This is a genomic window from Aureimonas sp. D3, from assembly GCF_001463805.1.
GTDB classification, from domain to species: domain Bacteria; phylum Pseudomonadota; class Alphaproteobacteria; order Rhizobiales; family Rhizobiaceae; genus Aureimonas; species Aureimonas ureilytica_A.
Genome location: NZ_BBWM01000029.1, coordinates 152,025 through 175,615 on the forward strand (window position 1 = coordinate 152,025; position 23,591 = coordinate 175,615).

Consider the following 23,591-nt stretch of genomic DNA (forward strand, 5'->3'; position numbering starts at 1 on the left):
TCGTCTGCACCGTTGGAAAGGAACGCGCTATGCTGATCCGGCCGATCCGGGAGCAGGACCCGGCCCCTCCGGCGCACTCGCACGCAACGCCTGGAGACCCAAGCGCGATGAATGACGACGATATCCGGGAGATGTTCGAGGGCCTCGGATCGGTGACCATCCGCCGCATGTTCGGCGGCAAGGGCATCTATCACGCCGGCCTGATCGTCGCGATCGACTTGCGCGACGAAATCCTCCTGAAGGCCGACGCGACGAGCGCCCCGCTCTTCGCAGAGGCCGGCGCCCATCAATGGACCTATGAGGGCCAGAGAGGACGGCCGGTTCTCATGCCCTACTGGTCGATCCCCGATGAGGCGCTGGACGATTCCGAGACGCTGGCGCACTGGGTCCGCCTCGCCTTCGAAGCGGCCTTGCGCTCGGGGGCCGCAAAGCCGCCGCGCCGGCGCAAGACGGTTTCAGAGCTTTGATGTGGCCTGCTCCGCCAAAGCCGGATCGTCGGCCGAGCGCGGCATAAAGCGGCGCGTGCGGCGCTTGAAGCCCTCGATATAGGTCAGCACCACCGGCACGAAGATCAGGGTCAGGATGGTAGAGGAAATCAGCCCGCCGATCACCGCATGGGCCATGGGCGCGCGCTGCTCGCCGCCCTCCCCCAAGCCCAGCGCCAGCGGCACCATGCCGAAGATCATGGCAAGCGTCGTCATCACAATTGGGCGCAGGCGCACCGCGCCGGCCTCCGCCAGACTGTCGCGCAAGTCCACGCCCCTGGCCCGCGCCTGGTTGGAATAGTCCACCAGCAGAATCGCGTTCTTGGTGACGAGGCCCATCAGCATGATGAAGCCGATGATGGAGAAGATGTTGAGTGTCGAGCCGGTGGCATAGAGGCCGAGCAGCACGCCGATCAAGGAGAGCGGCAGCGACATCATGATCGCGACCGGCTGGAGGAAGGAGCCGAACTGCGAGGCAAGGATCAGGTAGATGAAGATCACGGCGAGCCCCAGCGCCTGCAGCGCATAGCCCGTGCTCTCCACCATGTTCTCGGCATCGCCGCCGAAGGAAATGCGATAGCCCGGCGGCGGTTGGAGCTTGGCGATCTCGCGCTGAAGATCCGACGTGACTTCCCCCAGCGCCCGATCGGAGACATTGGCCGAGATGCGCACTTCGCGCTGGAGATCGCGCCGGTTGATGGAACTCGCGGCCACGCTGTCCACGACATCGGCCACCTGATCGAGCGCGACCGTGACGGGTCGGTTTTCCGCGTCCCGCCGGCCGGTGGCGATGGTCAGCGCGCGAAGCTGCTCGGCCCGCGCACGGCCTTCTTCGGGCAGGCGCACCATCACGTCATAGGTCTCTCCATCCGGCGCGTTCCAGACCGAGACGGCGTCGCCCGCCACGAGCGGGCGCAGCGTGTCGCCGATCTGGGTCAGCGTGATGCCGAGATCGCTCGCCGCCTCGCGCCGCACCCGGATCGCCAGCGTCGGCTGCTCGTCCTCGATCGAAGACTCGACCTCAATCGCGCCGGGGATCGCGCGCAGCGCCGCGGTCAACTGGCCTGAGATGCGCTTCAGCTCGGCCGGGCTTTCACCGAGCACCGAGAACTGTAAGGGCTTGGAGGAGGCTCCGCCGCCCCCGCCGCCGCCCATGGCGCTTTGATTGATCGAGACGGTGAGCCCCGCGATGCGCGACAGCGCCGGGCGCAGTGGTGCGACGACCTCCGCCGTGGAGCGCTTGCGCTCCGCGATGGGCTTCAGCGTCACGGCGACATTGGCCGCATTGAAGCCGCGCGAGCCGCCGGAATTGATGGTGGAATAGGTCGTCATCACCTCGGGCTGGGCGCGAAGCACGCGCTCGACCTGCGCGACCTTCATCGCCGTGTATTCGAGCGAAGAGCCTTCCGGCGCTTCCAACGACACGGTGAACTCGCCATTATCCCCCTCGGGCAGGAACTCCGCGCCGATGCGCGGCACGAGCATCAGGCTCGCCACGAAGATCGCGAGCGTCGCGAACACCGTGAGGATGCGGTGCCGGAAGCTCCAGCGGATGACGCGCGCATAGCCCCCCGACAGGCGCTCGAACCCTCGATCGAAGCGCGCGACCAGCCGTCCGATCGGCCCACGCTTGGCGCCGGGATGGGCGTGCGGATCGTACCAGACGCTGGAGAGCATCGGGTCGAGCGTGAAGGAGACGAAGAGCGATATGAGCACGGCGACCGAAACCGTGACGCCGAACTGAAGGAAGAAACGCCCGATAATGCCGCCCATGAAGGCGACGGGCAGAAACACCGCAACGATGGACAGCGTCGTCGCCAGAACCGCGAGGCCGATCTCGTTGGTCCCGTCCAGCGCGGCCTGCCGGTGACTTTTGCCCATGGCAAGATGGCGCGTGATGTTCTCGCGCACCACGATCGCGTCGTCAATCAGGATGCCGATGGCGAGCGACAGCGCCAGAAGCGTCATCGTGTTCAGCGTGAAGCCCAGCGCATGGACGACGGCGAAGGTGCCGATCACCGAGATCGGCAGGGTCAGGCCGGTGATGACCGTGGACCGCCAGGAGTTGAGGAACAGGAAGACGATCACGACCGTCAGGCACGCGCCCTCGATCAAGGTGCGCTGCACCTCGGACACCTGCGCCGAGATGGCGCGCGAATTGTCGCGCGACACGGCGAGATCGTAGCCCTGCGGCCCCAGCTCGACCTGGAGCTTGGCAATCTCGGCGCGCAGGGCCTGCGCGACCTGAACCGTGTTCGCCCCTTGCACCTTCACCACATCGACGCCGAGCGACTGGACGCCGTTGCGCGCCGCCCGGCTCGTCAGCTCCGCCCCGCCCTCGCGCACGGTGGCAAGGTCCGCCAGATAGATCGGCGCGCCGCCCTCCGTCGCCACGATGATGCGCTCGAAGCCCGGCACATCGTCGATCCGGCCTTCCACCGTCACCGTGCGCTCGTCGATGCCCGACACGAGCGTGCCGGCGGCAATGTCCTGGTTCTCGCGGCGGATGGCGTCAAGCACGGCCGAGGTGCCGACGCCCAGCGCCTCCATGCGCTCGGGATCGAGCAGAACCTGCACCTGCCGCTTCGCCCCGCCGACGATGGATGTCTGGCCGACGCCCGCCACGACGTTCAGCCGCTTGGTGACGATCTGATCAGCGATCGTGGTGATGTCGGTCAGCGAATGGGTGGCCGAAGAGATCGCGAGCGAGAGGATCGGCTGGTCGTCGGGGTTGAAGCGCGTGACCTGCGGCGTATCCACGCCGTCGGCAAAGCCCGCTTCAAGCCGGGAGACGCGATCGCGCACCTCCTGCGCGGCGACGCCGGAATCGGTTTCCAGCGTGAATTGCACAATCACGAGCGAGCGTCCCTCGAAGGTCTGGGACGAGACCGTATCGACGCCGCCGATCGTGTTCACCGCCTGCTCGATCGGCCGCGTCACGGCCGATTCCACCGTTTCGGGCGAAGCGCCGGTATAGCTGGTCGAGACCACGACGACGGGCAGGTCCACCTGCGGGAACTGCTCGACGCCAAGCCGCGAATAGCCGAACAGGCCGATCACGACGATCGCCGCCATCATCATCGTCGCGAAGACGGGATGGGCGACGCTGATGCGGGTGAGGAACATCGCTCAGCCCAAATCCGCGATGGTGACGGCTGTATCGGGCTTGAGATCGGGCAAGGGGGCGGTGACGACGACATCGCCCTCCGCCAGCCCCCGCGCCACCTCGACAAGGCCGCGCTCGGTGAACTGGGTGCCAAGCTGCACGGGCTGGCGATACAGGCGGCCGCCCCGTGCGGCCAGCACGAAAGCTCCCTCCTCGTCCTTCCGAATGGCGGCGGAGGGCAGCGCGATCACATCGGGGAAGCTTTCGATGGCGATCTCGCCGGTGGCAAACAAGCCGCCGCGCAGCAGCCCCTCCCCGTTTGGAACGCTCAAATAGACCCGAACGGCGCGCGAGCCGGCGACGGCGACCGGCGCGATCCGCGCGACGTCCGCTTCCACCACGCGGCCCGAAGACCCTTCGATGCGCATTTGCGCCCGCTGGCCGACGCGCACCTCGGAAATGCGGCTGGTCGGCACCAGCGCCTCGATCTGCATTTCAGTGAGATCCACGACTTGGAACAGTTCGGTGTTCAGGGGTACGCTCTGCCCCGGTTCGACCGAGCGCTGCGACACGGTTCCGTCAAAAGGTGCCTTCACCTCCGCATCCGCTAGGGACTTGCGCGCGTCCGCGACGCCCGCTTCCAACCCGCGCACTTCGGCCTCCAACGAAAGGAGATCGGCCTCGGCTTGAAGCAGCGTCGCTTCCGACGAAATCCCCGCCGTGCCGAGCCTGCGACTGCGCTCCAGCGTCGAGGCCGCCAGCCGGCGCTGCGCCTGCTTCGCTTCCAGTGTCGCCTCCTGCGCGGCAAGGCCCGAACGCAGAACCGTCGTATCGAAGAGCGCGATGACCTCCCCGGCCGAGACCTTGTCGCCCACCTCGGCTCGCACCTCGGCCAGTCGCCCGGACACTTCGGCGTTGACGGCTCCGACCCGGCGCGGCTCGGCCGAGCCCGACACGCGCACGGTGCGCGTCAGCGTCCGGGGTTCGACCTTGGAAACCTCCGCCCCGGCGAGTTCCGTGGTCTGCGGCACGACAGCGGCGACTGGCACGGGCGCGGCCTGCGACGCCTCGCGCGTGCGGCTCCAGCCGATCGCGCCGGCCACGCCGCCGGCGAGGAGAATCACGATAAGACCCTTGCGAAGCCGTCCGGCCATGCCTGTCCATTTCCGATCATTCAAAGGTGCCGCTTAGCATCTAGCTGACGAGAACGGCCACCGCGTGACGTGGATATGACGAAAGGTTGCGTCAACGGGGTGCGACAGCGGCGCGAACTGCGACACCCCGCCCCTTCGCAGAACTGGGGATTCTCGGGCGCGGACGCTGACATGGCGCCGCTCCGCCCCATAATCTCCGGTCAGAGATGGAGACGACGCAGCGTATGAGTGCTCTTGAGGCGGAGATCGGTGGCCCGACCCGCGCGCTTGCGCGTGGGCCGGACAGGCTCGGCCTTCTCCTCGTCGTGATCGGCGCTTCTGGGGCCTGTCTCCTTCCGCTCGCAACCTTTCGCGCCAATCGCATCGTTCCGGGCGTCGGGAAGCCTTTGTTCGAGGCGCTACCCTCCACACTCGCCATCGGCCTTGCGCTGGTTCTGGCCTTGGCCGCGATGGTGGCACTCTTCATCCGCTCGCCGCGCCTGCGGCTCCTCACCGCGCTCGGAAGCCTCCTGGTTCTCCTTCTTAGCCTGGGTGCCGCGCCCGCCCATCTCTCGCCCGCCGCCAACACCTATGCCCGCGTCGCCCCGGCCTCCGGCTTCTGGCTTGTTCTCTTCGCCCTGTCGCTTCTGGCAACGGATGCCTTGGCGCGGCTGCGCCCACCGCCGCTGGCGCGTGTGGCGCTGCTCGGCGCGACCGGGCTCGTGCTCTTTGCTCTATTTCGCCTCGGCGTCTGGGACGATCTCTCCGTCATGAAGGAATTTCGTCCGCGCGCAGACGCCTTCGCGCGCGAAGCGGGCACCCATGTCATGCTGGCGCTCGGATCGCTCTTGGGGGCGATCGTCGTCGGCCTGCCGCTCGGCATCCTGTGCCACCGCGTGGCCGCGCTGCGCGGGCCGGTGTTGAGTTCGCTCAACATCCTCCAAACGATCCCTTCCATCGCGCTCTTCGGCCTCCTGATCGCGCCGCTCGGCTGGATCGCGCTGCACGTACCCGGCGCACGCGAAATCGGCATTCGCGGCATCGGCGCGGCCCCGGCGCTTGTCGCCCTGTTTCTCTACTCGCTCCTGCCCATGGTCGCGAACACGGTGGCCGGTCTCGCCGGTGTCCCCTTCGCCGCGCATGACGCCGCGCGCGGCCTCGGCATGACGGCGCGCCAGCGTCTCTTCCGGGTCGATCTGCCGCTGGCGCTTCCCGTGATCCTCACCGGCGTTCGCATCACGCTGGTGCAGAATATCGGCCTTGCCACGATCGCCGCCTTGATCGGCGGCGGCGGGCTCGGCGTCTTCGTGTTCCAGGGCCTCGGCCAGACGGCGATGGATCTCGTGCTTCTGGGCGCGCTGCCGACCGTCGCCCTCGCCTTCTCGGCCGCCGTCCTTCTGGATGCGGCGGTCGATCTCACCCAGCCTCCGCAAGGCCCGCTCTCGAAAGGTTCGCCCGCATGATCGAGTTTCGCGACGTTTCGAAAGCCTATGACGGTGCGCGCGTGGTGGACGGTGTCAGCCTCACGGTGGAGCCCGGCACGATCTGCACCATCGTCGGCGCCTCGGGCTCCGGCAAGACCACCCTCATGCGCATGGTCAACCGCATGACCGATCCGACCTCGGGCGCGGTGCTGATCGACGGCAAGGACAATCGCGAGATCGACGGGCCGGAGCTGCGCCGCCGCATCGGCTATGTCATCCAGAACCATGGCCTGTTTCCTCATCGCACCGTGGCAGAGAATATCGCGACCGTGCCCAATCTCCTGAAGTGGGAGCGTCCGCGCGTTGAGGCGCGCGTCGAGGAACTGCTGCACCTCTTCGGGCTGGCCCCTAAGGACTACGCCGCGCGCTATCCGCACCAGCTTTCGGGCGGCCAGCAGCAGCGCGTCGGCGTGGCCCGCGCGCTCGCCGCCCGCCCCGCCATTCTCCTGATGGACGAGCCCTTCGGCGCGCTCGATCCGATCATCCGCGCCCGCGCGCAGGCCGATCTCTTGTCTGTGCAGAAGGCGACCGGCACCACTGTCGTTCTCGTGACGCATGACATGGAAGAAGCCGTGCATCTCGGCCATCGCATCGCCGTCATGGAAAACGGCCGGTTGCGCCAATGCGCTTCCCCGGCCGAAATCCTCGCCCGCCCGGCCGACGCCTATGTCGAAGAGATGTTGGGCGCGAACGACCGAGCCTTCAAGCTTCTTTCCCTCGGCACGCTGGAGGACCTCGTGGAGCCTGGCGCCGCCTCCGGCGCGCCGCTGCGCACCGACACCAACCGGCGCGACGCCTTGGCCGATCTTCTCTGGTCGAACCGGGGCGCGGCCCCCGTGGCGGATGCGACAGGACGGCTTCTCGGCATCGTGCGCACCTCCGCGCTTCTGCGCTGCGCGGCGAGACCGGCTTCGTGACACGGCATCTGGCGCGGGCCTGGCGCCTCGCGCTTCTGGCCCTCCTCCTCGCCTTTCTCTTCCGCCCGGCGCTGTTCGAGCCCGTTCTGCGACCGCTCACGGAGAACAACGCGCCAGCGATCTACGACAAGGGCGATCTTCTCTCGCTCACCCTGTCGCATCTGAAGATCACGGCCATCGCGACGCTGGGTGCCGCGCTTCTCGCGGTCGCCATGGCCGTCTTTGTCACGCGCCGGGCGGGGGCGGACTTCCTTCCCTTGTCGCGTTCCGTCGTCAATATCGGCCAGACCTTTCCGCCCGTCGCCGTCCTGGCGCTGGCCGTACCGGCCATGGGCTTCGGCGAAGCGCCGACGCTGGTCGCCCTCTTCCTCTATGGCCTCCTACCGATCTTCGAAACGACGATCGCGGGCCTCACCGGCGTCCCGCGCCCGGTCGTGGAAGCGGCGCGCGGCGTCGGCATGACGGGCTGGCAACGCCTTCTCCAGATCGAGCTTCCGCTCGCGCTGCCGCTCGTCGTCGCGGGCCTGCGCCTGTCGGCCGTGATCGGTCTAGGCACGGCGACGATCGGCTCGACGGTCGGTGCACGCACGCTCGGCGAAGTCGTGATCGCCGGCCTTCTATCGGACAATCTCGCCTTCATCGTCCAGGGCGGCGCGATCGTCGGCGCGCTCGCCATCCTCCTGCACGACGCGCTCTCCTGGCTCGAGCAGCGCCTCGCCCGCCGCGCCTGACAGCAGGCCCGCAGCGCATCGCAAGATCGCACCTTGCCTCCCCTCCCGTCCTCCTGTATCAACTCCCCAGAGCCTGAACTTGATTCAGGCCGGGCACCCGTAGCTCAGCTGGATAGAGTGTCGCCCTCCGAAGGCGAAGGTCACAGGTTCGAATCCTGTCGGGTGCGCCATTTCAATACAGAACTGCGAACCGCAAACGCCGCCGTTTCCCCGCTCGACGTGGCGACGAGGGTGTGGAGCAGGTCCGATTTTCTCCCCATGATCCGAACCTCGTCATCGGCGACCTCAACGCGCTGGGCGAAGGCGCACGGGTGATCTCGCTGATTGCCGCCGCTTCCTTCGGTTCGCAGGCTGCTCCTTGCGCCACGACGGGGGAAGACGAGAACTGGGCCTAAGCAACAGCCGTTATTTAATCTTGCAAGCATTGTGAGGCGGTGGCCGTCATTGCCGACAGAACCTGTGACAGCAATGTCCTGCGGTCCAGCTCTCGTGCACGGGCTGATGAGGAGGTCCCCTGCAACCCGACGCGCAAGGTCGCTTGCCTGCCACGCGACGATCCTGAGTTCCAGAGGATCGGGAGGATCGTCTCAGAGCTGAAGGCGCTCTTGCGCAAAGCCGGAAGGAGGAGCGCTCCATGGCTCCGGGCTACGATCGGCGAACTCGTCGATGGCTTCAAACTCGGCGAGTGTGCCAGATTCTTCGAAGCCTCGGACTATGAGGCGTCGATCGAATGCCGCCCCGATCCATGGTCCTTGGTATAAGCCAGCGACAGGGTATCGTGATTAATCGAAAGTCCGCGCGATGAAGATTTTGGTTGCGGAAGACGATGAGACGATGGCGGGATACGTCCGCAAAGGTCTTATCGAACAGGGGTTTTCGGTCGATTGGGTGAGCGATGGCCGCGAAGCGCTGACCTACTGCCTCTATAACACCTGCGATCTGGCCATCGTCGACCGGATGATGCCGGGCCTCGACGGGCTTTCTCTCGTCAAGGCGCTGAGAGCGTCCAACAGTTCCCTGCCGGTGATCTTCTTGACGGCGGTTTCCGATGTTGAGGACAAGGTCGAGGGGCTGATGGCGGGCGCTGACGACTACATCGTCAAACCGTTTCACTTCTCGGAGCTTCTTGCCCGCATTCATGCCCTGTCGCGGCGCCCCAAAGAGAACAGCCACAAGACGGAGCTCACCTGCCACGATCTGAAGCTGGACCTTCTCAAGCGCGTAGCGATCCGTCAGGGGCAGGTCATCGATCTGCAGAACAAGGAATTCGCGCTGCTCGAACTCCTCATGGAAGCGGAGGGCCGGGTCGTGAGCCGGACGATGATCCTGGAGAAGATCTGGGATTTTTCCTTCGATCCGGGAACGACCGTCGTGGAAACCCATATCAGCAAGCTGCGCCAGAAGATCGACAAGCCCTTCGATACGGCTTTGATCCAGACCGTGCGCAATATGGGATACCGAATTCGTGCGCCTCACTGATCTTCTGTCGGGCAGCTCCTTTCGGACCTCGGCCAAGGTCGCGATCGGGGTTCTCGTTCTGATGACCGTCGGCGGAACGCTTCTCATAGGGTCGGCCACGAAAGCCCTGCGCGAGGTCACGGAGCAGCAGACCCTGGAGGAAGCCGTCCTTCTCAGCGACGTCTACGCCGCCGAGGGACGCGAGGGCCTGGTGAAGGCCATCGGCACGCTGAGCAAGCTCGTCAGCAGCCAGGAGCATATCTCAACCATCTACGACGAACATGGGATCCATCTGGCCGGTGCCGACCTCGCCATGCCGGACTTCATCGGCGTGCGCGACATCAGGCTGCAACTCGTCTCCGCCGAGGGGAGCCAAGGGCATTTCGTGCTGTCGGTTCAGAAGTTCAGCGACGCAACGCTGGTCGTCGGCCGAAGTCTCGAGGCCGTCGACGAGATGCGCGTTCACATGATCGCGGGCCTCACCGCCATGACCGTGCTCCTGACCCTTGGGACACTGGGTCTGGGCCTGCTGGCGAGTCGCGAGAGTTTTTCCAAGCTCAGGTCGATCGAGGGCGTTCTCGCACGCGTCGCAAGCGGGGACTCCGAGGCGCGCGTTCCGATCGGGGTGAGGACGGACCAGATCGACCGCATCTCCCTCCAGATCAACGCGAACCTCGACGTTCTCTCGCGCCTGATGAACAGTATGCGCGCCACGACGACGGCGATCGCACACGATCTGAAAAGCCCGCTCGCCCGCGTCGGGCTCGTGTTGAACGATGCGCTGGACGCGATCGAGGCCGGGCGTGATCCGCAGCCCCAAGTCGAACGGGCGTTGAGCGAGACCGGGTCGCTCAACGAGATCATCGACACCATTCTGCGCATCACCCGAATCCGCGCCGGCTCGCCGCGCAAAGACATGCAGCTGATCGACCTCGGCGGCCTCGTGGAGAACACGCTCGAATTCTTCGCGCCGCTGGCACAGGAGAACAGGCAAACGCTCGAGTTTCGGCCCGGCGAGGCTGAGACATGTCGGCTCCTGTGCGACAAGAGCATGGTGCAGCAGCTGCTTGCCAACGTCGTCGGGAATGCCATCGTGCATGGCGGCTCGGGCATTTGGATCCGGGTTCGTCTAGAGGACCGGCCCGACACACTCGACCTCATCGTCGAGGACACCGGCGGCGGCATCCCCGACGGGCAACGCGGTGAGGTCTTCGACCTGTTTAAACGGCTCGACAGCGCTCGCAGCAAGCCGGGCAGCGGTCTCGGCCTGGCGCTGGTCAAGGCCGTTGCCGACCACCACGATGCCGGTATCGCGCTGTCCGCGACCGATCCCGGCTCCGCCGATCATCCGGGCCTCCGCGTCACGGTGTCCTTCCCAAGGCTCCAAGTTCAACGATAATTAAAGAACGCCGCAAGCTGCCTCAAACTGCCTCGCTTAGTGTCCTCGTCGTTCATCGCCTTCGGGACATGAACCGTGAACGCGAGAACCGATCCGGGCCGCCGATGCTGGAAGGACGTTCCTCTTCAGCCCGTCCCCCGGTTCGCACGGCCGGTCTACGCCTCGCCAGACTGGCGAACAAAGGCGCTGGAACTGCCCCTGACGGGTGTCTCGCCTTCATCGAAGTTTCGACATTGAAACCGCGGCGCCTCGGCGGAAGGCCGGGCCCGATTGCGAGGCATTCCGATGAGCCATACACTTCGAACCGTCCCCCGCACCAACAACGCCCTTGTCGATGCGCTCCGCGATCACATGAACCAGCGGATCGTCGGCCAGGCGACGTTTGTCGACAGTTTGCTGCTCGGCCTGTTCGGCGATGGGCACATTTTGCTGGAAGGCGCGCCGGGCCTTGCCAAGACAAAGGCCGTCAACACCCTGGCCGAGTTGATCGAGGGCGAGCCGTGCCGCGTTCAGTTTACCCCGGACCTCCTTCCCAGCGACCTGACCGGAACCGAGATCTATCGCCCGGAAAAAGCGACCTTCGAGTTTCATCCCGGTCCCCTGTTTCACAACCTGATCTTGGCCGACGAGATCAACCGCGCGCCGGCCAAGGTGCAGTCGGCGCTTCTGGAAGCCATGGCCGAGCGCCAGGTCACCGTCGCCGGCCAGACCTACCGTCTGCCGCAGCTTTTCATGGTGATGGCGACCCAGAACCCGATCGAACAGGAAGGGACATATCCGCTCCCCGAAGCCCAGCTCGACCGCTTCATGCTGCACGTCAAGATCGACTTTCCGTCCGCCGAGGCTGAACGCGAAGTGCTGCGGATCGTGCGGGGCGAAGCCATGGCGCAAACCGTCAAGCCGTCCTTTCGGGTGTCGCAGCGGGAGATTTTCGAGGCGAGGCACGCCGCGCTCAAAACCCATGCCTCGGAGGCGCTGACGAGCTACATCCTCCAGCTGATCCAGGCGACGCGCCGTCCCCAGATGTACGGCGACGACCTCGCCCATCAGGTTTCCTATGGCGCATCGCCCCGCGCGACCATCGCTCTCGACCGCTGCGCGCGCGTGCATGCCTGGATGAACGGGGCGGATTTCGCGACCCCGTCCGATGTGCAGGCCGTCCTGCATGACGTGCTGCGCCACCGCATCATCCTGAGCTTCGAGGCCGAAGCGGAAGGCAAAACGGCCGATGCTTTCATCGATGCCCTGATCGACCGGGTTCCGGTGGCTTGAACGGGTGGGAGAGCGTCATGACAGAGCGAGAATTGAAAGGCCCAGACCTCAGAGGCATTGTCGCGACCCTGCCCGATCTGGTTCGGGTGCGCCCGCAACGCGGCCTTGCCGGCTTTGCGCCATCGGGCCGTGTCGCGACCCATCAATGGGGCGCCAACCGGTCCATCTATCGCGGACGCGGGATGGAATTCGCCGAAAGCCGTTTGTATCAACCCGGCGACGACGTGAAATCCATCGACTGGCGCGTGACGGCCCGCACGGGCCACACCCACACCAAGCTGTTCCAGGAAGAGCGGGAGCGGCCCATCGTCATTCTGACCGACCTGCGTGCGATGATGCAGTTCGGCACCAGAAGCCGCTTCAAGTCTCATCTAGCGGCCGAAGTGGCGGCCATGATGGCCTGGACCGGCCATGACGGCGGCGATCGTGTCGGCGGACTGGTCATGACACGAGACGGTCTGCGGGACTTTCGTCCTGCCAGAACCCGGCGCTCGGTGCTGGGACTTCTGGAAGCCCTGTCGGAGGAAACCCGGCTGGAGCGGGTTTCGGGCACGGAAGTGACGCTGGCGCAGGCCCTGCGCCGTCTGCGTCACCGCAACCGGCCGGGAACGCTGGCCTTCGTGATCAGCGACTTCTCCGATCTCAGTGACGAAGCGGAGACCGAGCTGCGACATCTCGCCGTCAATGCCCATGTCACCAACATCCAGATCACCGATCCCTTCGATGCCGCCCTCCCGCCGCGCGGCGGGCGCCTCACCGATGGCGAGCAGGCCTTGGCCGTATCGGTGCTGGGCGGACGCAAACTCGAACGCTACGCCCAGGACTTCGAGGCGCGCCGAGAGCGGCTGAAGCTCGTCAGCCGGCCCCACGGCATGGTTTGCCACTTCCTCCAGACGCCGGATGATCCCGCCTCGATTCTGCGTCCGCGTCTCGATCTGAGGTTGGCCGCATGAGCACCGAACTCACGCCCCAGATGCAGGCCCAACTGGACCAGCTTCGCGACATCCACCTGCCGCAGCCCATCGGCTGGTGGCCGCTCGCGCCGGGTTGGTGGGTGCTCATCGCGCTCGCCTTCGTTCTCGTCGTGGCCACGCTCGTCTGGACCTCGCTGCGCCGCCGGAGCCCGCGTTTTCTGGCGCTTCGCGAGTTGGAGGCGATCGATCCCGAACGGCCCGACGAATTTCTCACGCAGCTCTCCTCGCTGCTGCGACGGGTCGCCCGCCGCCGCTCGGCCGGGGCCGATGTTCTGACCGGTGCGGCGTGGAGCGCCTTTCTGATGGAGGGCAAACACGGCATGAGCCGCGACGGTGCGACGCTTCTGGCCATCGGTCCCTACGGCCCGCCAGCCAATCAGAATTTCGAACCGGAGGCGCTGCGCACGGAGATCGCCGCCTGGATCAGGAGGAACGGATGATCACCTTTCTCTGGCCTCTTGCCTTTCTCCTGCTACCGCTGCCCTTCGTGCTGCGCCGTTTTCTCAAACCCGCCGACAAGGGATTAGGCGGTGCGTTGAAGGTTCCGTTTTTCGCGAGCCTGTCGCGGGATCTGGGAAGCCGGGCCGACCGGGTTTCGACATCCTGGTGGAAGCTCGCCGCCGCCTCGCTGGTCTGGCTGCTGATGGTGTCGGCGCTGGCCCGTCCGGCCTATGTCGGGCCGGAAGTGCCGCTGCCCGCCAAGGGGCGCGACATCATGATGGCGATCGACCTCTCCGGCTCCATGGCCTCGCAGGATTTCGCCGTCGGCGGCCGGCCGGCCACCCGCCTCGACGTGGTGAAAGATGCAGCCGATGCGTTCATCGACGCCCGCAAGGGAGACCGGATCGGCTTGGTCCTCTTTTCGGACCGCGCCTATCTGCAGGCGCCCCTGACATTCGACCGGCAGGTCGTGCGCAATCTCCTCGATCAGGCCGAAGTCGGGCTGACCGGTCAGGAAACGGCCATTGGCGATGCCATCGCGGTGTCCCTGAAACGCTTGAAGGACCGGCCGGCGGAAGGGCGCGTTCTCGTTCTCCTGACGGATGGCGCGAACAATACAGGGGAGATGGACCCGATCCGGGCGGCCGAACTCGCCAAGAAACTGGGCATTCGGATCTACACGATCGGCGTCGGCGGCGGTCCGATGGCCGTCGATACCCCGATGGGTCGCCAGATGGTCAATCCCTCGTCGGACCTTGACGAAGGCGCCTTGCGCAAGATCGCGGAACTGACCGGCGGCCAATATTTCAGGGCGACGGACGTCAAGGGCCTCGCCGAGGACTACCGGTCCATCGACAAGCTCGAGCCGGTCGGCGCCGACCCGGTGCATGTGCGCCCCGAAGTCGCCCTCTACTTCTGGCCGGCCGGTCTCGCCCTGCTCGTCGCCGCGCTGTCCGTGCTGGTCGGCACGGCTCCCGCCCTCATCAAGAACCGCTCCTTCATCAAGGGCCCGGCCCACAAGGAAGCCTGACATGGAAACGCATCTGTTCCACTTCCTGCGTCCGGACTGGTTCTGGGCGCTGATCCCGGCGGGCCTTCTTCTCTGGCTCGCCTTGAGATCCCGCAAGAGTGCCACCGGCGGCCAATGGGGCCAATATGTCGACGCCCATCTGCTGCGGCATCTGGCCATGGGCGGCGAGAGCGCCCGCGCATCGCGCGTCCTGCCATCCGTGGCGGCGGCCATGCTGGTCGTCCTGGTGACGGCGCTGGCCGGGCCGACCTGGCGGAAGGCCGAGGTTCCCTCCTTTACCGGCGGCGAGCCCGTGGTCACTGTCCTCAGTCTGGCGCAGTCCATGAACGCAAACGACCTGTCGCCGAGCCGCCTGCGCAGCGCGGTTCACAAGCTCAGCGACATCCTGACCCGGACGGAAGGGGATGAGCGCGCCCTGGTGATCTATTCCGACGTCCCCTTCGTCGCAGCGCCTCTGACGAGCGACCAGAAGGTGATTTCTCAGATGCTTCCTGAGCTTTCCACCAAGCTGATGCCGGTTCTCGGCGACCGGCCCGATCTCGCCATCTCCGAGGCCGTGTCCGTCTTGAAGGGCGCCGATGCGGCGCGCGGCAAGATCGTGCTGCTCGTCGACAATGCCGGCGATGCGGCGGCCACCGAAAAGGCGGCAAGCGAAGCCCGCAAGGCGGGCTATACCGTCTCGGTTCTGGGCGTCGGCACGGAGAAGGGCGCGACATTGCAGACGGCGGGCGGTCAGGCCATCACCGACCGCTCGGGCAAGACGGTGACGACCTCACTCGATGCGGAGAGTCTGAGCGCGGTGGCTCGGGATGGTGGTGGCGTCTATTCCAGCGTGACCGCGAACAGCACCGACCTCGACCGCATCCTGCCGAAGACCGACAGCGTCGAGACCGCCGGCAAGGCCGAGGACGTCAAGGCGGACAGCTGGGTCGATATGGGCTACTGGCTCCTGATCCTGCCGGTCCTCCTTCTGCCCCTGGCCTTCCGGCGGGGTCTCGTCTTCAGCATCGGACTGATCGCGGGCCTGAACGTCCTGCCCGGCCTTGCCACTCGGCCCGCCCACGCGGGAACCTGGCAGGACCTTTGGGCGACCTCCGACCAGCAAGGCAAACAGGCCTTTGCCTCGGGAGATTACAAGGCGGCGACCGGCAAGTTCGAGACACCATCCTGGCGCGCCAGCGCCGCTTACCGGGCGGGTGACTACGCGGCTGCGGCTCAGGAATTCTCCGCCAACCCCTATAATCGCGGCAATGCGCTGGCCAAATCCGGCCAGCTGAAGGAAGCGCTCGGGGCCTACGACGAGGCGCTGGCGGCCAATCCTCAGGATGGCGACGCGAAGTCCAATCGCGAGCTGGTCCAGAAGTTGCTCGACGACCAGAAGAAGCAGGAACAGGAACAGGAACAGGAGAAAAACAAGCAGCAGCAGCAGCAACTCAGCCCTGGCGACAATAAGGACCAAAAGCAGCAAGCGGGCGGTTCCGGCCAAAAGGACCAGCAACAGCAAGCCGGCGGCAACGGTCAAAAGCAGGACCAGCAATCGCAGGGACAATCCGGCCAGCAGGGTCAACAGAACCAGCAGCCCGGTTCTCAAGGCCCGCAGCAACAGCAATCCGGCCAAGGCGATCAGCAAGGCCAAAACCAGCAGGCGGGCGGTTCCGGCCAAAAGGAACAGCAGCAAAAAGCCGGCGGTAACGACCAAAAACAGGACCAGCAGCCTTCTCAAGGGCAGGCCGGCCAAGAGGGCCAAAAAGACCAGAAGCAGGCCTCCGAGGATTCGCAGAAGCAGAACGGCGGACAAGCCGGACAATCCGGCGATCGGCAGCGGTCCGCCACTCCGCAAAGCGCATCGCAGGGTGAACAACCCAGAGATCAGGCATCAGACAAGGCGGCAAAGCCCTCCGACGAGTCGAAAGGCGACCAGTCCCCCAAAGCAGGCACCGAGAAAGACGCGGCCGAAAAGGCGGGAGATCAGACGGCCGGTGCCGGCCAGGAGCAGAAGCAGGATGCCTCCGCAACCAAACCTCAAGGCCAGGAAGGCGACCGTCAGCAGGCCGGCCAGCAACAAGATCAGCCCCAGGACAAGACCGGCTCCGATGGGCTGGCTGAGGCGGACAAAGCCGCCGAGGAGGCTACTCAGGCCCATAAGCAGGCAAACGCGTCCGGGAGCGAGGGCCAGCAAACCGGCAAGAAGAGCGAAAACGCTCTGTCGAGAATGCTGTCCAGCGTGCTGGACGGCAATGGCGGGGACAAGGGCGGTGAGCCGGTGAAGGCCTCCGTTCCCGGCGCTCCGGTCATCGATCAGGCGGTCGAGCAGCAGTTGCGCGAAGTGCCCGACGACCCGTCCGGCCTGCTGCGCGCCCGTATTCGTCAACATTACGCCCAGCTTCGGTCTGGCTCCAATTGAGAGGAAGCAGAACCATGAGTTTCCATAGGCTCAAGACCACCGTCAGCGCTGCTGCTCTTGTCATGGCGCTCGCCGTTCCCGCCTTCGCCGCCGGCCTTTCGGCTCATGTGAACAGCGGCACGGTGGCGGAAGGGGACACGTTTCAACTGACCCTGACGGCCAACGGCCAGCCGGATGCCAGGCCGGATCTCACGCCGCTCCAGAAGGATTTCGACATCCTCGGCACCTCGCAGTCCTCGTCGCTGCAAATCATCAACGGGCGGCGTTCCCAAAGCGAGAGCTGGATCGTCTCCCTGTCGCCGAAGTCGAAGGGCACACTGGAAATCCCCGCGATCAGTGCGGGGGGCCTCAGCAGTGCTCCCGTCGCGATCGAGGTGGTGGATGCGGGCTCCATGCCCAAGGCCACGGGCGCCTCGGGGATCGGCGTTTCGGCGACCGTGAAAGACAGCAGCCCTTTTCTGTTTCAGGAAACGCCGCTGACCGTCAGGGTCGAGACCAGCGCGCCCATCAAGAGCGCCGAGCTCGTCGCGCCGCAATCCAGCGCCTTCGAACTCGCGCAACGCGGGGAGGACCGGGTGAGCCAGGCCACCCGGAACGGGCGGACGGTCAACGTGATCGAGCGAACCTATATGCTGAAAGCCCAACAGAAGGGGACCATCGAAATTCCCCCCTTCGTCCTGCGCGGCGCCGTCGAAGAGCCTTCAGCGCAGGGGCGCGATCCCTTTGCAGACATGGGCTTTCCCGGGTTTCCCTCGGGCATGTTCGACGACATGTTCGATAGCGGCAAACCGTTCACCGTTCGCTCCGAGCCGATCAAGCTGACGGTTCGCGCCGACCCCAACGCCGGCTCCGGGCAGCACCAGTGGTTCCTGCCCGCCAAGAACGTTCAGCTCATCGCCAAATGGTCTCCCGAGCACCCGGTCTTCAAGGAAGGGCAGTCGGTGACCCGGCGCGTCAGCCTTCTGGCGCTCGGCGCGAGCGCAGCTCAGCTTCCCGATCTGTCCTTCGAGAACACGGATGGCGCACGGATCTATCTGGATGACACCCAGACGGGCGACGATCAAACGGCGCAAGGCACCGTCGCCCGAAAGGATTTCCTCCTGTCCGTGGTGCCGACCCGTGGTGGCGAGATCACGCTCCCCGAGATCAAGGTGAACTGGACCGACAGCGTCTCGGGAGAAGCCAAGACGGCCACGCTGCCGAGCGAGGTCATCAAGGCCGAGGGAACGCTACCGGCAGCCAAGCAAGCTGCAAAGGCGGCACCTCAAGCTGCACCGGCCTCTTCTGCCGTGTCGCAGGCACGCGAGGAAACCAGGGAGACATGGCCTCTGTTTGCGGGACTCGGCGCCGCTGCGGTTCTGGCCGCGCTCGGCGGTGCTGCCCTCTATGTCAGACGAAAGCAGGGCTCTGGTGAAAGCCCTCGCAAGCCTGTAGCCGCGCAAACGTCCAGCGGGGAACCCTCCGACACGTTGTCTGCACGCCGCAAGCAACTGGCTCTGGCCGAAGCCAAGGAAAAATCCGGCGATCTGCGCGGGTCCTATGGCTGCGTTCTCGCCTGGCGTCGGCTGGCGGGCGGCGATCCGGTAATGACCGATGCCGCCAGAGAGGCCATTGCCGCTTTGGAAAAAGCAGCCTTCGCGCCCGCAGCCGAAACCGCAGAGGTTCAAACCCGCGACTGGCTCGACCTTCTGGCGAGGGAAGACCGCAAGATCGGCCACGGGCAAAGTCGCACATCGTCGAACCTACCGTCGCTCTATCCGGCGTGAGGCAGGAGGATCGGGCGGCAAGCCGGTATCGGCGAGTTCCTGAACGAATGCGAGAGTGGAGCATGGCGGACAAGGCGTCCCCACCCGCCATGCCCGCCACCAGATGGGTTTGATGACCGATCGGCGCGCATTTTCCGCCGTGCCGGCCGCAGCGCATTCTTGCGATCATCATTTGACCAAACGCGATACGACCGTTTCGGTCGCTGCTTTCACGCCTCTTCGCTTCGGCACACGTCTACCGGCGAAAATGGCGCTCGTTTCTCCGCAAGATCGATGAGACGTTTCCTTCGCGGTTTGGAAACAGAGAAACCGAACACACGCGAACTCGATGCGGATCTGCCTTCCGATCGGCTTGCCGAACCCCACTCTTCGTCGCCCTCCCCTCGTCTTGCGCCGGACAGGAGAAGTCTTGCCGCCGATCCCTATGTCTCCAAACAGCAAAACGCCCTCGCCGGGGGAGGACCGGCAAGGGCGTCAGGAGGTGGCCGAAGGTGGGAGGAACCGTTCGGCCGGTACGCTCGAAGCCGGGAGAGGACCGGCTGGAGCGAAAGGCGAGAAACTGTCAGCGCACCGACTGGCGGGCGATAGCCGGAATGTCCGAGCGAACGATGCCGAGATCCGAAAGCTCGCGGGCCGTAAGGCGGTTCAGTTCGCGCGTCGTCTGGCGATACTGGCGACGGGTTTCGAAGAAGCGGGAGAGGTTCATGGTCTTGTCCTTTGCGTGCCCGGCCTCTCATCGATGGTGGCCGGCGATCTCTTGTCTTTCGATGGTTGAACCCTACGCCGCCCTACGTTCAATGAGGAGCGCAAAGGTCGAAAGGGAGATCTGCGTTTCTTCGCTATCGGAGTGATGCAGGCCAGCCATGCGAATGCTGCAACCCCACGGCCGCCCCGATGCCAAGGCTTCGGGGCTTTGGCCGGAATGGCAAAGCTGCTATGGCTCGCGCCGTGCAGACCATACCGTCAGATACCCCCGTCCGATGCGCCGTCTACGGCGCTCCGCCCTCCGATCTTCTGGACGTGCCCGAAGGCGCCGTGCAGCTCTCGCCGCTGCGCCCCGGCTCGGCCGCACTCGAGCGCTTGGCCGACGCCGCGTTCGAAGAGCTGGTGGTGGCCGCCCCGCATGGCTCGATCGAGCGGCGCTACGTGCTGGCCCATGCGCTGCGCATTCTGGCGCCCGGCGGCTTGCTCACGGTCGCCGCGGCCAAGGACAAAGGCGGCCAGCGGCTGCGCGGCGAGCTGGAGGAGATGGGCTGCGAGGTCAGCGAGCGCTTCAAGGCCCGCCAGCGCATCTGCACGGTGACGCGACCCACTGAGGGGCTGCAACTGGACGAGGCGATCCAGGCCGGCGCCCCGGTCAGCGTGCCCGACCTCGGCCTCCTATCGCAGCCTGGTGTCTTCTCGTGGAACCGGATCGACCCTGGCTCCGCGCTTCTGCTTCGTCATCTCCCGCCCCTGTCCGGGCGTGGGGCCGATCTGGGCGCCGGGCTCGGCGTTCTCTCGCGCGCCGTCCTGCAATCGGCCAAAGTGGAAGCGCTGACACTGGTCGAGCTGGATCGCCGCGCGGTCGAGGCGGCGCAGGTGAACGTCGCTGATCCCCGCGCGCAGTTTCTTTGGGACGACGTGCGCGAGACCCGGCTCGCCGATCTCGATTTCGTGGTGACGAACCCGCCCTTCCACAGCGAAGGGATCGAGGATCGCGGACTGGGCCAGGCCTTTATCGTGGCGGCCAGCCGAATGCTGCGGCGCTCGGGCACGCTGCTCCTCGTCGCCAACCGACACATGCCCTACGAGGACGTGCTGCGGGCGCATTTCCGCAATGTGGAAACCCGCATCGAGGAAGCCGGCTACAAGATTTTCGAAGCGCGCAAATGACCAAGATACCGACCTCCCGCCTCGACAAGCTTCTGGCCAATATGGGCTATGCCTCGCGCCGCGAGATCCAGCTCCTGGCCAAGAACGGACGCATTCTTCTGGACGGTGCCCCGGTGCCGCGCGCCGACGAGCGCCTGGCACTGACGCCCGATCTCGAAACGCGGCTCGTGGTGGATCGCGAGGCGCTGGACCCCCTGCCCGGCTTCGCGCTGATGGTGAACAAGCCGCTCGGCGTCACCTGCTCGCACAAGGAGGCGGGCCCGCTGGTCTACGATCTCCTGCCCGCGCGCTGGCGGCGGCGCGATCCGGCGATCTCGACGGTCGGCCGGCTCGACAAGGAGACATCGGGGCTTCTCCTGATGACCGATGACGGCGCGCTTCTCCATCGCATCATTTCGCCAAGCCGCCACGTGCCCAAACGCTACCGAGCCCATCTCGCCCGCCCGCTGAACGGCACGGAGGCGGCGCTCTTCGCGACGGGCACCCTGATGCTGGACGGCGAGGACAAGCCGCTCGCACCCGCCGAGTTGGAAGTGGTCGGCGAGCGCGAGGCGATTCTCCAAGTGCACGAAGGCCGCTACCATCAGGTCCGGCGCATGTTTGCGGCGACGGGAAACCATGTCGAGGCGCTGCACCGCGAGAGTGTCGGCGCGCTGTCCTTGCCCGCCGACCTCGCGCCCGGCGCAATCCGTCGGCTGACCGAGAGCGACATCGCGGCGATCTTCGCCGCGCCATGAGGCGCTACGTCTTGAGCAAGGCGATATCCGTTGTCGCCTCGCGCACGCGGGCCAGAAGCCAATCGACACCCGCATCCTGCCGGGAGCGCGCCGCCACATAGGCGCCGATCTGCGCGGCGGGGGATGTGTGGGACGTGTCGAGGGTTCGCAGCTGGTGGCCCAGCACGGTGCGCGTCGCGATGCGGCGCGGCACCAGCGCCGCGAAGCCGCTTTCCAGAACCAGCATGAGCGCGCTCAAACTGTCGGGTACGATCACGGCCGGGTCGCAGGCCGGCTCGGAGCCGCAGCCCTGACGCTCGCTTTGAACGAGATCGACATAGGCGGAGCCGCTTCGCTCGCCCATTTGCTGTGTCCAGAGATCGGGCGTCGAGATGCGAGCGAAGGGAATGGTTCGCAGTCGCTCGTGCGTCAGACCGTCCTGAATCGCTGGATGGTCGGCGCGTACCACCCAGACCAGGGTTTCCTCGAACAGGACATGACATTCCACCGCATCATGCTGGCCGCGCGTGCGCACGAGAACAGCATCGATATCGCCGTTTTGAAGATCGCGCATGGAATGATCCGTGATCGGGACGGTGCGCAGCCGGACATGGGGCGCCTGGGCCTGAAGCACGCGCAGGAGCGGCGGAATCACCACCAGCGAAACATAGGACACCGTCGCCACCACGAATTCCCGGCGACTCTCGGTGGGCACGAAGGTTTTGTTTTCCAGGACGTCCTGCAACTGCCGCAGAATGTCCAGAATCGAGGGGGCAAGCTCGATCGCACGCTGGGTCGGCACCATGCGGCCGGGGATGCGGACGAAAAGCGGATCGCCCACGGCCTCGCGCAACCGCGCCGTCGCGTGGCTGACCGCCGAGGGGCTGAGGCCGAGCCGGCGGCCCGCGAGCGTTGCGTTCTGCTCCTCGAACAAAGCTTCGAAGACGCGCAGGAGATTCAGATCGAACTGCCGAAAGTGCATGAAATTCACACTCACACTGACAAGGTTTCAGTTCCATTCATAGCACGATGGAGCGATGTTGGCTTCAACGATCGCTACCGACCGGTTGTCGGACTGAGTAGGCGATCTGTTTGGCAAGGACTGAAGACCATGAAGCTCGTTACCCTGATCGCTCTCGCCTCGATGACTGCGACGGCCGCTCCCGCTTTCGCCGATTCCATCGTCCCGGGTTCCGACGCCGCTTTCTATGCGCAGACCAGCGCCGCCCCGCAGGCCTCCTCAAGCGTTCGCTACGGTATGCCTCGCACGGCTGGCATGAACGCGGCCATGACCCGCGTTTCGACCGACGACCTCGTGCCGGGGTCGGACGCGGCCTTTGCCGGCCCGGCCGCAAAGGCTGACAATGCCGTGCATCGCACGCCCGTTCAGCCGGCCGGCGCGATCGCGCCCGACATGGTGCCGGGTTCGGACGCCAGCTTTCTGAACTGATACGGCAGGAGATGTCGACGCCTTTCTCATGGCGTTCGGCCCGCATCGCCGGCTCGAAACATGGCGACGATAAAGCCGCCCGCTCCCAGCCTTCGCCCGCCTCGATCGAGGTCTGTCGCGAAGGCCGGGAGCGGGCGGCTTTGCTTGTGAAGTGCCTCGCCCTCGAGCCGACCGGGACCGTCGGACGCTAGACCTGCTTTTGAAACGCCTATTCCGAGAAGATCGCGCGGCCGAACGTGTCCAAGACGCGCTCGACCCGCTCCGCGATCTGTTCCGGGCTCGGAGCTTCAACGCGACCGATCAGAAACATAAAAGCCCAATCTCCGATCGAGGCGTCGAGAAGGAAGACACCAAGCTCTTCGCCCGTCTCGGGACGAAGCAGCCCCTTGGACCGCAACCCCGCAACCACCCCGTCCAGATAATGCTGCGAGCGCTCCAGACCCTGCTCGTGCAGCGTGGCCGCCAATTCGGGCGCTTGAGCCGATTCCGATACGACAAGGCGTGCCAGCGCCAATTGACGTGGGTGAAGCAGCATTTCGAGCATGGAGCGGAGCGCTTCGGCCAAGGCTTTCCGAGCGTCGAGCGACTGCTCGCCCGGTGGGAGCCCCACATCCGGAAGACTGCGCAAGGCTGTCCCGATCAGTTCTTGAAACAGTGATTCTTTCGTAGCGAATGATCGGTAGAGTGTTTTCTTGGACATGGCGCAACGCCGGGCGACATCGTCCATGCTGGTCGCGCCATAGCCCTGCTCGAAGAAGGCCGCCTCGGCCGCCGCAAGAATGATCCGGCGTCGCTCCTCCTCCGAAAGGACAGGAGGCCGGCCGGACTTGCGGCGCTGAAACACGGCATGGGTGACGGGACATCTCATGCTTGACATTTGGAAACGCTTAAGTTCCCTATGTCAATATCGAAACTGATGAGTGTCCAAAGATCGACCCGGCGTCCGTCGG

Annotated in this window: 21 protein-coding genes and 1 tRNA gene; 17 read left to right on the forward strand and 5 right to left on the reverse strand. The window is 65.6% G+C overall.

The genetic code is table 11. The features are described from left to right. The first annotated feature begins 107 nt into the window (after positions 1 to 107). The gene (locus AUL36_RS08055; protein WP_062219593.1) at positions 108 to 467 is read left to right on the forward strand and encodes a TfoX/Sxy family protein; all 360 of its coding nucleotides are present in this window, start codon (positions 108 to 110) and stop codon (positions 465 to 467) included. Here the strand turns inward: AUL36_RS08055 and AUL36_RS08060 are convergent. Both AUL36_RS08060 and AUL36_RS08065 read right to left on the reverse strand, forming a co-directional pair. Beyond that, positions 456 to 3,611, reverse strand: a complete 3,156-nt coding sequence (locus AUL36_RS08060) for an efflux RND transporter permease subunit (protein WP_062219595.1) — start codon at positions 3,609 to 3,611, stop codon at positions 456 to 458. The genes AUL36_RS08055 and AUL36_RS08060 overlap by 12 nt on opposite strands. A gap of 3 nt (positions 3,612 to 3,614) precedes the next feature. Then, on the reverse strand, positions 3,615 to 4,745 hold the full coding sequence (locus tag AUL36_RS08065; RefSeq protein ID WP_062219597.1) for an efflux RND transporter periplasmic adaptor subunit: 1,131 nt from the start codon (positions 4,743 to 4,745) through the stop codon (positions 3,615 to 3,617). Between the two features lie 224 nt (positions 4,746 to 4,969). Between AUL36_RS08065 and AUL36_RS08070 the strand changes: the two genes are divergently transcribed. From AUL36_RS08070 to AUL36_RS08130, 13 genes are all read left to right on the forward strand, one after another. After that, positions 4,970 to 6,187, forward strand: a complete 1,218-nt coding sequence (locus tag AUL36_RS08070; protein ID WP_062219598.1) for an ABC transporter permease — start codon at positions 4,970 to 4,972, stop codon at positions 6,185 to 6,187. Continuing rightward, entirely contained in the window at positions 6,184 to 7,125 is a 942-nt protein-coding gene (locus tag AUL36_RS08075; protein ID WP_058600163.1) for an ABC transporter ATP-binding protein, read from the forward strand. Before AUL36_RS08070 ends, AUL36_RS08075 begins: the two co-directional genes overlap by 4 nt. After that, the gene (locus tag AUL36_RS08080) at positions 7,122 to 7,856 is read left to right on the forward strand and encodes an ABC transporter permease (protein WP_062219600.1); all 735 of its coding nucleotides are present in this window, start codon (positions 7,122 to 7,124) and stop codon (positions 7,854 to 7,856) included. The genes AUL36_RS08075 and AUL36_RS08080 overlap by 4 nt, the downstream gene beginning before the upstream one ends. 93 nt (positions 7,857 to 7,949) lie before the next feature. After that, positions 7,950 to 8,026 (forward strand) — tRNA-Arg (locus AUL36_RS08085). A 63-nt stretch (positions 8,027 to 8,089) separates the two neighbouring features. Continuing rightward, positions 8,090 to 8,251 (forward strand): hypothetical protein, encoded by a 162-nt coding sequence (locus AUL36_RS23720; RefSeq protein ID WP_156418309.1) that lies wholly within the window; start codon positions 8,090 to 8,092, stop codon positions 8,249 to 8,251. A 406-nt stretch (positions 8,252 to 8,657) separates the two neighbouring features. After that, on the forward strand, positions 8,658 to 9,335 hold the full coding sequence (locus AUL36_RS08095; protein ID WP_062219604.1) for a response regulator transcription factor: 678 nt from the start codon (positions 8,658 to 8,660) through the stop codon (positions 9,333 to 9,335). Further along, positions 9,322 to 10,713, forward strand: coding sequence for a sensor histidine kinase (locus AUL36_RS08100; RefSeq protein ID WP_062219606.1), 1,392 nt, complete (start codon positions 9,322 to 9,324; stop codon positions 10,711 to 10,713). Before AUL36_RS08095 ends, AUL36_RS08100 begins: the two co-directional genes overlap by 14 nt. 285 nt (positions 10,714 to 10,998) lie before the next feature. After that, complete coding sequence (locus AUL36_RS08105; protein ID WP_062219607.1) at positions 10,999 to 11,985, forward strand: AAA family ATPase; 987 nt, start codon at positions 10,999 to 11,001, stop codon at positions 11,983 to 11,985. Between the two features lie 17 nt (positions 11,986 to 12,002). Then, positions 12,003 to 12,938: a DUF58 domain-containing protein gene (locus tag AUL36_RS08110; RefSeq protein ID WP_062219609.1), complete on the forward strand. Its 936-nt coding sequence runs from the start codon at positions 12,003 to 12,005 to the stop codon at positions 12,936 to 12,938. Beyond that, positions 12,935 to 13,399: a DUF4381 domain-containing protein gene (locus AUL36_RS08115; protein WP_062219611.1), complete on the forward strand. Its 465-nt coding sequence runs from the start codon at positions 12,935 to 12,937 to the stop codon at positions 13,397 to 13,399. The genes AUL36_RS08110 and AUL36_RS08115 overlap by 4 nt, the downstream gene beginning before the upstream one ends. Beyond that, positions 13,396 to 14,430: a vWA domain-containing protein gene (locus AUL36_RS08120; RefSeq protein ID WP_062219613.1), complete on the forward strand. Its 1,035-nt coding sequence runs from the start codon at positions 13,396 to 13,398 to the stop codon at positions 14,428 to 14,430. The genes AUL36_RS08115 and AUL36_RS08120 overlap by 4 nt, the downstream gene beginning before the upstream one ends. A gap of 82 nt (positions 14,431 to 14,512) precedes the next feature. Beyond that, positions 14,513 to 16,834 (forward strand): VWA domain-containing protein, encoded by a 2,322-nt coding sequence (locus AUL36_RS08125; RefSeq protein ID WP_192843803.1) that lies wholly within the window; start codon positions 14,513 to 14,515, stop codon positions 16,832 to 16,834. A 14-nt stretch (positions 16,835 to 16,848) separates the two neighbouring features. Then, positions 16,849 to 18,600: a BatD family protein gene (locus AUL36_RS08130; RefSeq protein ID WP_082655707.1), complete on the forward strand. Its 1,752-nt coding sequence runs from the start codon at positions 16,849 to 16,851 to the stop codon at positions 18,598 to 18,600. Positions 18,601 to 19,162: 562 nt separating this feature from the next. On the opposite strand, the gene AUL36_RS23200 is transcribed toward AUL36_RS08130, so the two are convergent. After that, the gene (locus tag AUL36_RS23200) at positions 19,163 to 19,306 is read right to left on the reverse strand and encodes a DUF1127 domain-containing protein (RefSeq protein ID WP_082640350.1); all 144 of its coding nucleotides are present in this window, start codon (positions 19,304 to 19,306) and stop codon (positions 19,163 to 19,165) included. 230 nt (positions 19,307 to 19,536) lie between these two features. Here AUL36_RS23200 and AUL36_RS08135 point away from each other — a divergent pair, with 230 nt between their 5' ends. Together AUL36_RS08135 and AUL36_RS08140 are read left to right on the forward strand one after the other, a co-directional pair. Beyond that, positions 19,537 to 20,475 carry a class I SAM-dependent methyltransferase gene (locus tag AUL36_RS08135; RefSeq protein WP_192843804.1) on the forward strand — a complete coding sequence of 313 codons (939 nt, stop codon included), beginning with the start codon at positions 19,537 to 19,539 and terminating at the stop codon, positions 20,473 to 20,475. Further along, positions 20,472 to 21,212, forward strand: a complete 741-nt coding sequence (locus AUL36_RS08140) for a pseudouridine synthase (protein ID WP_062219619.1) — start codon at positions 20,472 to 20,474, stop codon at positions 21,210 to 21,212. The genes AUL36_RS08135 and AUL36_RS08140 overlap by 4 nt, the downstream gene beginning before the upstream one ends. 4 nt (positions 21,213 to 21,216) lie before the next feature. On the opposite strand, the gene AUL36_RS08145 is transcribed toward AUL36_RS08140, so the two are convergent. Further along, entirely contained in the window at positions 21,217 to 22,173 is a 957-nt protein-coding gene (locus AUL36_RS08145; RefSeq protein WP_058600151.1) for a LysR family transcriptional regulator, read from the reverse strand. A 129-nt stretch (positions 22,174 to 22,302) separates the two neighbouring features. Between AUL36_RS08145 and AUL36_RS08150 the strand changes: the two genes are divergently transcribed. After that, positions 22,303 to 22,641: a hypothetical protein gene (locus AUL36_RS08150; RefSeq protein ID WP_058600150.1), complete on the forward strand. Its 339-nt coding sequence runs from the start codon at positions 22,303 to 22,305 to the stop codon at positions 22,639 to 22,641. A gap of 208 nt (positions 22,642 to 22,849) precedes the next feature. Here AUL36_RS08150 and AUL36_RS08160 read toward each other — a convergent pair whose 3' ends face one another. Next, positions 22,850 to 23,509, reverse strand: a complete 660-nt coding sequence (locus AUL36_RS08160; protein ID WP_192843806.1) for a TetR/AcrR family transcriptional regulator — start codon at positions 23,507 to 23,509, stop codon at positions 22,850 to 22,852. Positions 23,510 to 23,591: the final 82 nt, after the last annotated feature.

What these genes read in the sequence shown, in the direction of transcription:
- AUL36_RS08055 (WP_062219593.1), top strand. Translation starts at nt 108, where the DNA reads ATGAATGACGACGATATCCGGGAGATGTTCGAGGGCCTCGGATCGGTG.
- AUL36_RS08060 (WP_062219595.1), bottom strand. Translation starts at nt 3,611, where the DNA reads ATGTTCCTCACCCGCATCAGCGTCGCCCATCCCGTCTTCGCGACGATG.
- AUL36_RS08065 (WP_062219597.1), bottom strand. Translation starts at nt 4,745, where the DNA reads ATGGCCGGACGGCTTCGCAAGGGTCTTATCGTGATTCTCCTCGCCGGC.
- AUL36_RS08070 (WP_062219598.1), top strand. Translation starts at nt 4,970, where the DNA reads ATGAGTGCTCTTGAGGCGGAGATCGGTGGCCCGACCCGCGCGCTTGCG.
- AUL36_RS08075 (WP_058600163.1), top strand. Translation starts at nt 6,184, where the DNA reads ATGATCGAGTTTCGCGACGTTTCGAAAGCCTATGACGGTGCGCGCGTG.
- AUL36_RS08095 (WP_062219604.1), top strand. Translation starts at nt 8,658, where the DNA reads ATGAAGATTTTGGTTGCGGAAGACGATGAGACGATGGCGGGATACGTC.
- AUL36_RS08105 (WP_062219607.1), top strand. Translation starts at nt 10,999, where the DNA reads ATGAGCCATACACTTCGAACCGTCCCCCGCACCAACAACGCCCTTGTC.
- AUL36_RS08110 (WP_062219609.1), top strand. Translation starts at nt 12,003, where the DNA reads ATGACAGAGCGAGAATTGAAAGGCCCAGACCTCAGAGGCATTGTCGCG.
- AUL36_RS08115 (WP_062219611.1), top strand. Translation starts at nt 12,935, where the DNA reads ATGAGCACCGAACTCACGCCCCAGATGCAGGCCCAACTGGACCAGCTT.
- AUL36_RS08120 (WP_062219613.1), top strand. Translation starts at nt 13,396, where the DNA reads ATGATCACCTTTCTCTGGCCTCTTGCCTTTCTCCTGCTACCGCTGCCC.
- AUL36_RS08130 (WP_082655707.1), top strand. Translation starts at nt 16,849, where the DNA reads ATGAGTTTCCATAGGCTCAAGACCACCGTCAGCGCTGCTGCTCTTGTC.
- AUL36_RS23200 (WP_082640350.1), bottom strand. Translation starts at nt 19,306, where the DNA reads ATGAACCTCTCCCGCTTCTTCGAAACCCGTCGCCAGTATCGCCAGACG.
- AUL36_RS08135 (WP_192843804.1), top strand. Translation starts at nt 19,537, where the DNA reads ATGGCTCGCGCCGTGCAGACCATACCGTCAGATACCCCCGTCCGATGC.
- AUL36_RS08140 (WP_062219619.1), top strand. Translation starts at nt 20,472, where the DNA reads ATGACCAAGATACCGACCTCCCGCCTCGACAAGCTTCTGGCCAATATG.
- AUL36_RS08145 (WP_058600151.1), bottom strand. Translation starts at nt 22,173, where the DNA reads ATGCACTTTCGGCAGTTCGATCTGAATCTCCTGCGCGTCTTCGAAGCT.
- AUL36_RS08150 (WP_058600150.1), top strand. Translation starts at nt 22,303, where the DNA reads ATGAAGCTCGTTACCCTGATCGCTCTCGCCTCGATGACTGCGACGGCC.
- AUL36_RS08160 (WP_192843806.1), bottom strand. Translation starts at nt 23,509, where the DNA reads ATGAGATGTCCCGTCACCCATGCCGTGTTTCAGCGCCGCAAGTCCGGC.